Genomic DNA, 9,503 nt, shown 5'->3' on the forward strand with positions numbered 1-9,503 from the left:
CCCGCTCCGGCGGGGCCCGGCCGGGCTCAGCGCGGGTCGATCCCGTGCTTCAGCAGCCACTGCAGCGGGTCGATGGCCGCGCCGCCCGCGGGGCGGACCTCGAAGTGGAGGTGCGGCCCGGTGGAGTTGCCCGAATTGCCGGAATAGGCGATGACCTCGCCGGCCTTGACCGAGCCCGAGCGGATCTTGGTGCTGCTCAGGTGGCAATACCAGGTCTCGGTGCCGTCGGGGGCGGTCACTATCGCCATGTTGCCGTAGGCGCTGTTCCACTGGGTGCGCACGACGCCGTCGGTCGCGGCCATCACCGGCGTGCCGTAGTCCACCGGGAAGTCGATGCCGGTGTGGACCGACATCCAGTTCACGCCCGCCTGACCGAAGTAGGCGCTCAGGCCGTGCTGCTTGACCGGGAGCAGGAACTTGGGGCGCAGCTGCTCCTTGAGGGCCGCCTCCGCCGCCTTCTTCGCGCGCTCCAGCGCCTGGCGCTCCTTGAGGTCGATGCGCTCCTGGTTGCGGCTGGCCCGGTCGGTGAAGTCGTCGACGTCCCGGTTCACCCCGGCGAGCTGCTGGTCGAGCTTCGTGGTCGGGGCGTTGGCCGCCTCGGGCACGCCGTCGGCCTGGGTGCGGCTGCTGTCGGGGTCGTCGGTGTTGACGGTGACGGCGGCCGCGCAGGCGACGCCCATCACCGCCACGGAGGGGACGGCGACGGTGAGCAGGGCGGAGCGCCGGGCCGGGCGGCGCCGACGGCTCCCGACGCCGTTCCCGCTGCGCGGGCGCGGCAGGGCGGCCGGGGCGGCGCCGTCCTCGGCGTCGTGCTCGGTGTCGTGTCCCGGGTCCGCCTCCGCGTCGTCCTCGGCGGTGTCGTGGGCGTCGGGCTCGTACCGGTCGGCCTCGTACGACTCCGGCTCGTACCGGTCGGCCCCGTAGTGCTCGGCCTCGTAGTGCTCCTGGGCGTACGTCCCGGTCGTCCCGGTCCCGTACCGGTCCGGCTGCTCGTAGGCGGCGGGCTCGGGAGCGTGGGCGTGAGCGGCCTCGGGCTCCTCGTAGGCGGTGTGGACGGCCGTGTGCCCGTACTGCGGGTAGTCGTAGGCCGCCGCCGGCTGCGCCTGTGCGGCGTCCGGGTACCAGGTGCCGGTGGCCGTGCCCGCGTGGTCGCCGTAGGCGGCGGTGCCGGCGGCCTGCCCCGAGGGCCAGTAGCCGGTCGCGGTGGTGTCGTACGAGACGGTGGCGTAGGACCCCGTGTCGTGGGCGGGGTAGCCCTGGCAGGAGCCGAAGAGTGGATCGTCATCCGCGTGAGCGGCGCCCATGGGCGCGTAGGAGGCGTCGGAATGCCCCTCGTACCCATAGCCGCTGTACTCGGGGGCGTACCCCGCCGGATGACGGTCGTTCACCGCTTCTCTTTCGCCTCGGCAGCAGGAGAATTAGCGGCGACTGTATCCCCCAGCGGGCGACACCCACAATCTTCGGCGGGATTCGGGTATCCCCGATGCCTTGTGTTCGATGGCCTTTCGATGCTTATGGGGGCAAGGCCGTCAGGCGGCGTCCACGGCCCCCGACGCCAGCTCCTCGCCCAGCAGCGCCTGCCGGATGCCGGCGGCGATGGCGGCGTGGACCGGCATGGTCAGATGCCCGACCCCCGCGACGTGGACGTTGCGGGCGATGAGGTCCGGGTGGTCGAGCCGGGCGGCCTCGACCGGGCTCATCAGCTCGTCCAGATCGCTCCAGAACGCCACGAAACGGGTACGGCAGCCGGTCGCCGGCTTGGCCAGCTCCTCGATGAGGTCGGAGTTGGGCCGCATCTGGCGGACGATCGGGTGCGGGTTCAGCAGCGGCGCGGCGCGGGTCCCGGCGTGCGGGGTGCCCAGGGTGACCACGGTGCGCACCCGTGTGTCGCCGCCCAGGCGCTGGGCGTAGTAGCGGGCGATGAGCCCACCGAGGCTGTGGCCCACGATGTCCACCTGCCGGTGCCCCGTCTGCTCGCAGATCTGTTCGACATGGCGTCCGAGGAGGGCCGCCGCCGTGCGGATGTCGCAGGTCAGCGGCGAGTAGTTGAGCGCCTGCACATGCGGCCAGCCGTGCCGTCGCAGCGACCGGCGGAGCATCGCGAACACCGAACGGTTGTCCACGAAGCCGTGCAGCAGGAGCACCGGGGGATGGCTGCGGCCCGCGGTGGGGAGGCGTGGCGGCGCCTCGGACTCGCCGGCCGCCGACTGCGGCCCGCGCTCCTGGAAGATTCCGGTCGGGTAGAGGAAAACATGACCGGTCAGGATGGCGATCTCGATCGCCGCGGCTCGTACGTAGGCCGCCTGGCGTACCAAGCGGTCTCCGACACCGAAAGACAGGACGCCCATGGCCTACCTCCCGTGGGCACACGGAGACGGCCCTGTCCCCCGTGCGCCGAGAACGCGACGGCCCGTGTCGCCTGCTGAACGAAGGACGGCCACGGGCCGAACGCGTTTCTAACGTGAACGTGTCCCATGTGTGATTTCCCCCTCGGGGCCCTTCGTGAAACTGTCCGCACGGGGGATGCTGGCGATAACGTTCGTTCACACATGTGCCCGCTGAGCGCAGCAATCGTGTATGGAGGCAGCGATGGGAGTGTCCGGACCGATCCGTGTGGTGGTCGCCAAGCCGGGCCTGGACGGCCACGACCGAGGGGCCAAGGTCATCGCGCGAGCGCTGCGGGACGCCGGCATGGAGGTCATCTACACCGGTCTCCACCAGACGCCCGAGCAGATCGTGGACACCGCGATCCAGGAGGACGCCGACGCCGTCGGGCTGTCCATCCTCTCCGGAGCCCACATGACGCTGTTCGCCAAGGTGATCGAGCTGCTCCGGGAGCGCGACGCGGAGGACATCAAGGTGTTCGGCGGCGGGATCATCCCCGAGGACGACATCGCCCCGCTGCAGCAACTGGGCGTGGCCGCGATCTTCACCCCGGGCACGTCGACCGGCGACGTCGTCACCTGGGTGAACGACAACATCCGCCATCCGGCCGAAGCCTGATCGTCACGGGCGGCGGTGCGGGCCTTCCGCTCGGACCGCCGCCCGCTCCCGGCCAGCCCGTTCCCGGCCAGCCCGTTCCCGGTCGCCGGCTCAGGCGAGCTCCGCCAGCATCGCGGCCCGCAGGCGCAAGGTGCCGACCAATCGCTGGAAGGCCTCCGCCCAGTACGCCCCGGCGCCCGGTGAGGTGTCGGCGGACTCGGCCGGCAGCGCGGCCAGCGGGGCCGCCCGGTCGGCCTCCGCGGGGTCCATGCACCGTTCGGCCAGGCCCATCACCCCGCTGAAGCTCCACGGGTAGCTGCCCGCGTCCCGCGCGATGTCCAGCGCGTCCACCACCGCCGCCCCCAGCGGCTCGGCCCAGGGCACGGCACAGACCGCGAGCATCTGGAACGCCTCCGACAGGCCGTGCGCCGCGATGAAGCGGGCCACCCACTCCGCCCGCTCCGGGGCCGGGAGGATCGACAGCAGCTTCGCCGGGTCCCCGACGGGGCTGACCGCCGTCGCGGGCGCCGGGGTCGGCCCCAGCAGGGCGCGTGCCCAGGCCGCGTCCCCCTGGCGCACCGCGGCCCGGCACCACGCCGCGTGCAGATCCGCCTGCCAGTCGTCCGCGACCGGCAGCGCGATGACCTCCTCCGGCGTCCGGCCGCCGAACCGCTCCCGCCACGTGACGAGCGGCGCCGCGTCCACCACCTGGCCGAACCACCACGCCCGCTCCCCGCGCCCGGCGGGCGGTATCGCCACCACGCCGTCGCGCTCCATGGCCGCGTCGCACTCGTACGGCGCCTCCACCCCGATCCGGCCGCCCGCCGGATCCCACGCGACGCAGGTCCTGGCCCGCGCGGCCATCCGGGCGGCGAGGGCGGAGCCGGGCAGGGCCGAGAGCAGCTCCGCGGCGGTGGCCCGCACATTGCGGCTGCGGTCGGTGAGGGCCTGCTCCAGGAACGGCTCGTCCTGCGGCGACAGGCCCTCGCGGAGCGAGTCCAGGAACATCAGCCGGTCCTCGGCGCGCTCCGCGGCCCATCCCGAGCGCAGCAGCTCCAGCGCCTGCCGCGGGTCGCGGGCCCGCAGCCGGGACAGCAAGGCCACCCGTTCGGCGAACAGCCCCTCCTCCCACAGCGTCCGCACCGCGCCCGGGTCACCGGTGTCCGGCACGACGCCCGGCGCCCCGGCGCGCAGCGCGAACCGCCAGTCGGCGTTCAGCTCCGCCAGCCACAGCCCGCGTGGTCCCGCCAGCGCCAGGGCGTCCGGCCGCAGGTCGGTGCGTGCGCGGGCGGCGTCCAGCAGCGCGGGCAGCAGCTCCGGCGGGGCCGCCCAGCCGCGGGCGTTTGCCACGGCGAGCCACTGGGGCAGCAGCTCGGCGAGGTTGGGGGCGGCGCCACGCCGGCTGCCCCCGCCGCCTCCGACCGAGCGGTCCGCCAGCAGCAGGGACAGGCGCCGTCGCGCCGCCCCGGGCAGCGGCGGCCGCGGGTCGTGGGGCGTCGTGGCCGGCCGCGCCCCCGCCGTTGCCGGCCGTGCCCCGGCGCGGCGCCGTACGACGGCGAGCGCGGCGGAGTCCAGCAGCTCCTCGGGTGTGCCGCCCCTGCGGTCGGTGCCGAGGAGCGCGGTGCCGACCAGGTCGGCCCAGGTCGCCGTCATTGGTCCTCCTTCGTCGTCCGTCGTCGTCTCCGTGCGGCCGCCCGCGGGAGCCCGGCCGGGATCACACCGTCAGCGGCACCGGCTCCGCGCCCGCGCCGGCCCAGGCCGTGAACGGCCGGAAGCCCTGGTGGCCGAGCTCGCCGAACACCGTCACCGGGTGGCCGCCGGAGACCGCCGCCAGTCGCCACAGCCCCGCTCCGGCACCGGCGCCGCCCGCCGTGACCGGGACGGCGTCGCTGCCGTCCGCGTCCGCCACCTGCCAGCCCGTCCCGCCCGGTATCGGCACGACGCCGGCGAGCACGACCGGCCAGGCCTCCAGCCACGGGTCGTCGGCCAGGGCCTCCCCGTACGCGCCGAGTGCCGCGGCGACCGGCACGCCCGGCGGCACACGGCCGGGCAGCGGCGTGTCGTGCCGCGGCCCGAGCACCGCCCGCAGCGGACGGGCCCCCGGGTGGAAGGCCAGCTCCGCGTCGAGGCCGAGGCCGACGGGCAGTGCCGGCTCCGGCGCCCGGCCCGCGGCCCCGAAGGACAGCAACAGCGCGGTACGGCCGGTGGCCTCCCCGTGCAGCCAGGTCCTGCGGGTGGTGAGACGGTCGTCGGCGGTGTCGTGCCGTGCCAGGACCAGCCAGCGGTCCCGCACCGTCGGCCCCGCGAGGAGCTCCGCCGAGTCCACCGTGAAGCCGACCCGGGACCGGACGGTGGCCGCCAGCGTCGCGGGCAGCGCGTCCTGCCGCAGACAGCCCCGGGCCAGCAGGTGCAGCAGCGCCGTCTCCTCCAGCAGCCGCGACGGCCAGTCGCCCCCCGACCCCGCCAGCGCGCCCAGCTCGCGCACCCGCGAGGCGAGCCCGGGAGCCTGGGCGTCCACCATGCGCGCCGCCGTCTCGTCCCACCGCCGGTACCCCTCCCGGTCCGCTCCCGCCAGGCCGTCCCGCAGCAGATCCGCCAGCCGTCGCTCCAGTTCCGTTGCGCCGGCGGCCACCCGCCCCGCCCGGCGCTCGGCCCGCCTGCGCGCCGCCTCCGGGTCACCGCCGCCGGACGCGCCGCGCCCGCCCGGGGACGTCCGCCCCTCGCGCGCGCGGCGCGCGTCCAGCCACTCGGTGACCCAGTCGGGCCGGCCGCCCCCGTGTGCGGCCGGCCCGACCTCGCCCCCCGCCCACAGCAGGAGCAGCGCGAGCGTGTGCTTGCACGGGAACTTGCGGCTGGGGCAGCCGCAGCTGAAGGCGGGCCCCGCCGTGTCGACCACCGCCTGGTAGGGCGTGCTGCCGCTGCCCGCGCACAGCCCCCACACCGCCGTGCCCGAGCACCCCGTCCCGGACCAGCGGGCGGCCGTCGCCAAGCCCGTCCCGGCCTTGCGCGACGACGCGTCGGGCGCGAGTGCCAGGACCTGGTCGGCGGTCCATCGCTCCGCCCGCTGTCCGTCCATCCCGTCCATGGCCACGACGCTACGGGCAGCCACTGACAAACCGCCCTGAGCTGCGGGTTCCTGACGGCGGGACGGGATTGTCAGTGGGGTGCGCGATGGTGGGAACGCGGACGCCCCGCGGGGGGCTGACGGGGCGTCCGCGCCATCCGCTCCACGTGAGAACAGGGGAGAACCATGTCCGTGGACACCGCACTCCGGCCGCACGCCGAAGACGCGTTCGCCCATGAGCTCAAGGCTCTCGCGGCGGCCGACGACCGGCCGCGCCCGGCCCGGTGGAACCTGTCGCCGTGGGCGGTCGCCACGTACCTGCTCGGCGGTGAGCTGCCCGACGGCACGGTCGTCACCCCCAAGTACGTGGGTCCGCGGCGGATCGTGGAGGTCGCGGTCAGCACGCTCGCGACCGACCGGGCGCTGCTGCTGCTCGGTGTCCCGGGCACCGCGAAGACCTGGGTCTCCGAACACCTCGCCGCCGCCGTCAGCGGTGACTCCACGCTGCTCGTGCAGGGCACCGCGGGCACGCCGGAGGAGGCCATCCGCTACGGGTGGAACTACGCGCGGCTGCTCACCGGCGGGCCGAGCCCGGAGGCCCTGGTCCCGAGCCCGGTCATGAGGGCGATGGCCGAGGGGCGCATCGCGCGCGTGGAGGAGCTGACCCGCGTCCCCGCGGACGTCCAGGACAGCCTCATCACCATCCTCTCGGAGAAGACGCTGCCGATACCGGAGCTGGGCACCGAGACCCAGGCGGTGCGCGGGTTCAACCTGATCGCGACCGCCAACGACCGGGACCGCGGGGTCAACGACCTGTCCAGCGCGCTGCGCCGGCGCTTCAACACGGTCGTGCTGCCGCTGCCCGCGACCGTGGAGGAGGAGGTCGACATCGTCAGCCGCCGCGTCGGCCAGCTCGGGCGCTCGCTGGAACTGCCGGCCGCCCCGGAGGGCGCGGACGAGATCCGGCGCGTGGTCACCGTCTTCCGTGAACTGCGCGGCGGGGTCACCGCCGACGGGCGCACGAAGGTGAAGTCCCCCTCCGGCACGCTCTCCACGGCCGAGGCGATCTCCGTGGTGACCAACGGGCTCGCCCTGGCCGCACACTTCGGCGACGGCGTCCTGCGCGCCGGGGACGTCGCCGCCGGGCTGCTCGGCGCGGTGGTCCGCGACCCGGCCGCCGACCGCGTGGTCTGGCAGGAGTACCTGGAGACCGTCGTCCGCGAGCGGGAGGGCTGGAAGGACTTCTACCGCGCCTGCCGAGAGGTGACCCCGTGACCGCCGTGACCGTCGCGGAAGGGGTGGCGCTGCTGGGGGTGCGGCACCACGGCCCCGGGTCGGCGCGCGGCGTGCGGGCCGCGCTCGACCGGCTGCAGCCGGGGATCGTGCTCGTCGAGGGCCCGCCGGAGGCGGACGCGGTGCTGGCGCTCGCCGCCGATCCCGGGATGCGACCGCCGGTCGCGCTGCTCGCCCACGTCGTCGACGAGCCGTCCCGGGCCGGCTTCTGGCCCTTCGCCGAGTTCTCCCCCGAGTGGGAGGCGATCCGCTGGGCGGCCGGACGCGAGGTGCCGGTGCGTTTCATCGACCTGCCCGCCGCGCACTCGCTCCTGCTCCGTGACGAGCGAGGAGAAGGAGAGGGAAGAGGGGAGGACGACGGAGGAGCAGGGGAGGCGGAGGCGGCGGACGCGCGCATCGACCCGCTCGCCGTGCTGGCGCGCACGGCGGGCCACGACGACCCGGAGCGGTGGTGGGAGGACGCCGTCGAGCACCGCGGCCGGGACGGCGAGGGGGATGGCGACCCGCTGGCCGCGTTCGGAGCGCTCGCCGAGGCCATGGGCGCGCTGCGCGAGGCCTACGGCGACGGGGGGCACCCGCAGGACGCGGTGCGCGAGGCCCACATGCGGCTGCGGATACGGGAGGCGCGCCGCGCGCACGGGAGGGTGGCCGTGGTGTGCGGGGCCTGGCACGTGCCCGCGCTCGCCGGGGGCGGCGGGGTCACCGCCGACCGGGCCCTGCTCAAGGGCCTGCCCAAGGCGAAGGTGGAGGTCACCTGGGTGCCCTGGACGCACCGCAGGCTCTCCCGGGGCAGTGGCTACGGGGCGGGCGTCGACTCCCCCGGCTGGTACCGCCATCTGTTCACCTCGCCCGACCGGCCCGTCGCCCGGTGGATGACCAAGGTCGCCGGCCTGCTCCGAGAGGAGGACCTCCCGGTCTCCTCCGCGCACGTCATCGAGGCGGTACGGCTCGCCGGCACCCTCGCGACCCTGCGCGGCCGTCCGCTGCCCGGGCTCGGCGAGACCACGGACGCGGTACGGGCGGTGATGTGCGACGGATCGGACGTGCCGCTGGCGCTCATACGGGACCGGCTGGTGGTGGGGGACGTGCTGGGCGAGGTCCCCGAGGGGGCGCCGGCGGTGCCCCTCGCCCGCGACCTGGCGCGTGAGCAGCGCAGGCTGCGGATGAAGCCGCAGGCCCTGGAGAAGGAGGTGGACCTGGACCTGCGCAAGGACACCGACGCCGGACGCAGCCGCCTGCTGCACCGGCTGCGGATGCTCGGCGTCGGCTGGGGCGAGCCGAGCCGGTCCCGCACGGCCGCCACCGGCACCTTCCGCGAGAGCTGGCGGCTGCGCTGGGAGCCGGAGCTCGCGGTGGCCGTCGCGGAGGCCGGGGTGTGGGGCACCACGGTGGAGTCCGCGGCCACCGCCCGGGCCGAGGACGCGGCGGTGAACGCGGGGGCGCTCGCCGAGGTGACGGGCCTCGCCGAACGCTGCCTGCTCGCCGGGCTGGCGGACGCCCTGCCCACGGTGATGCGGGTGCTCGCCGACCGCGCGGCGCTCGACGTGGACGTCGCGCACCTCGCCCAGGCGCTGCCTGCGCTGGTGCGCTCCCTCCGCTACGGCGACGTGCGGGGCACGGACGCGGGGGCGCTGCGCGAGGTCGCCGAGGGGCTCGCGCAGCGCGTCTGCGTCGGGCTCCCGCCCGCGTGCGCGGGGCTCGACGCGGACGGCGCCGCCGAGATGCGCGGTCATGTCACGGAGGTGCAGCGGGCCTTGGTCCTGCTCGGCGACGACGCGCTGCGCGACCGCTGGGCGGGTGTGCTGCGGAGGCTGGCCGTGCGCGACCGCGGCGTACCGGGGCTGCTGCGGGGCAGCGCCGCGCGGCTCCTGCTCGACGACGCGCGCCTGGAGCCCGGGGAGGTGGCCCGGCTGATGGGGCTCGCCCTGTCGCACGGCACGGCGCCGCAGGAGGCGGCCGCCTGGGTCGAGGGCTTCCTCGCCGGGGGCGGGATGCTGCTGGTTCACGACGAGCGGCTGCTCGCGCTGGTCGACGGCTGGCTGTCCGGGGTGCCGGCGGACGCCTTCGACGACGTGCTGCCGCTGCTGCGGCGGACCTTCGGCGGCTTCGACCCGGGGGCGCGGCGCACGGTGGGGGAGCTGGTGCGGCGCGGCCCGGGAGGCGG

Annotated in this window: 7 protein-coding genes; 3 read left to right on the forward strand and 4 right to left on the reverse strand. The window is 75.7% G+C overall.

Annotation, left to right across the window (positions count from 1 at the left end):
• Nucleotides 1-26: 26 nt before the first annotated feature.
• Both PV350_RS22145 and PV350_RS22150 read right to left on the reverse strand, forming a co-directional pair.
• A complete protein-coding gene (locus PV350_RS22145) occupies nucleotides 27-1,388 on the reverse strand; it encodes a M23 family metallopeptidase (protein WP_500335568.1) in 1,362 nt (453 codons plus the stop codon).
• Between the two features lie 141 nt (nucleotides 1,389-1,529).
• Nucleotides 1,530-2,348: an esterase/lipase family protein gene (locus PV350_RS22150; protein ID WP_499513508.1), complete on the reverse strand. Its 819-nt coding sequence runs from the start codon at nucleotides 2,346-2,348 to the stop codon at nucleotides 1,530-1,532.
• A 241-nt stretch (nucleotides 2,349-2,589) separates the two neighbouring features.
• On the opposite strand from PV350_RS22150, the gene icmB reads away from it, so the two are divergent.
• Complete coding sequence (gene icmB, locus PV350_RS22155; protein ID WP_499513509.1) at nucleotides 2,590-3,003, forward strand: coenzyme B12-dependent isobutyryl CoA mutase small subunit; 414 nt, start codon at nucleotides 2,590-2,592, stop codon at nucleotides 3,001-3,003.
• A 90-nt stretch (nucleotides 3,004-3,093) separates the two neighbouring features.
• Here icmB and PV350_RS22160 read toward each other — a convergent pair whose 3' ends face one another.
• Together PV350_RS22160 and PV350_RS22165 are read right to left on the reverse strand one after the other, a co-directional pair.
• Nucleotides 3,094-4,635 (reverse strand): DUF5691 domain-containing protein, encoded by a 1,542-nt coding sequence (locus tag PV350_RS22160; protein ID WP_500335570.1) that lies wholly within the window; start codon nucleotides 4,633-4,635, stop codon nucleotides 3,094-3,096.
• Between the two features lie 61 nt (nucleotides 4,636-4,696).
• Nucleotides 4,697-6,067, reverse strand: coding sequence for an SWIM zinc finger family protein (locus PV350_RS22165; RefSeq protein WP_500335572.1), 1,371 nt, complete (start codon nucleotides 6,065-6,067; stop codon nucleotides 4,697-4,699).
• Between the two features lie 165 nt (nucleotides 6,068-6,232).
• Here PV350_RS22165 and PV350_RS22170 point away from each other — a divergent pair, with 165 nt between their 5' ends.
• Together PV350_RS22170 and PV350_RS22175 are read left to right on the forward strand one after the other, a co-directional pair.
• On the forward strand, nucleotides 6,233-7,321 hold the full coding sequence (locus PV350_RS22170; protein WP_499513512.1) for an ATP-binding protein: 1,089 nt from the start codon (nucleotides 6,233-6,235) through the stop codon (nucleotides 7,319-7,321).
• A gap of 5 nt (nucleotides 7,322-7,326) precedes the next feature.
• A partial coding sequence (locus PV350_RS22175) for a DUF5682 family protein (protein WP_500335574.1) occupies nucleotides 7,327-9,503 on the forward strand: 2,177 nt, incomplete at its 3' end.

This window comes from Streptomyces sp. PA03-6a, assembly GCF_033792765.1.
Taxonomy (GTDB): Bacteria; Actinomycetota; Actinomycetes; order Streptomycetales; family Streptomycetaceae; genus Actinacidiphila.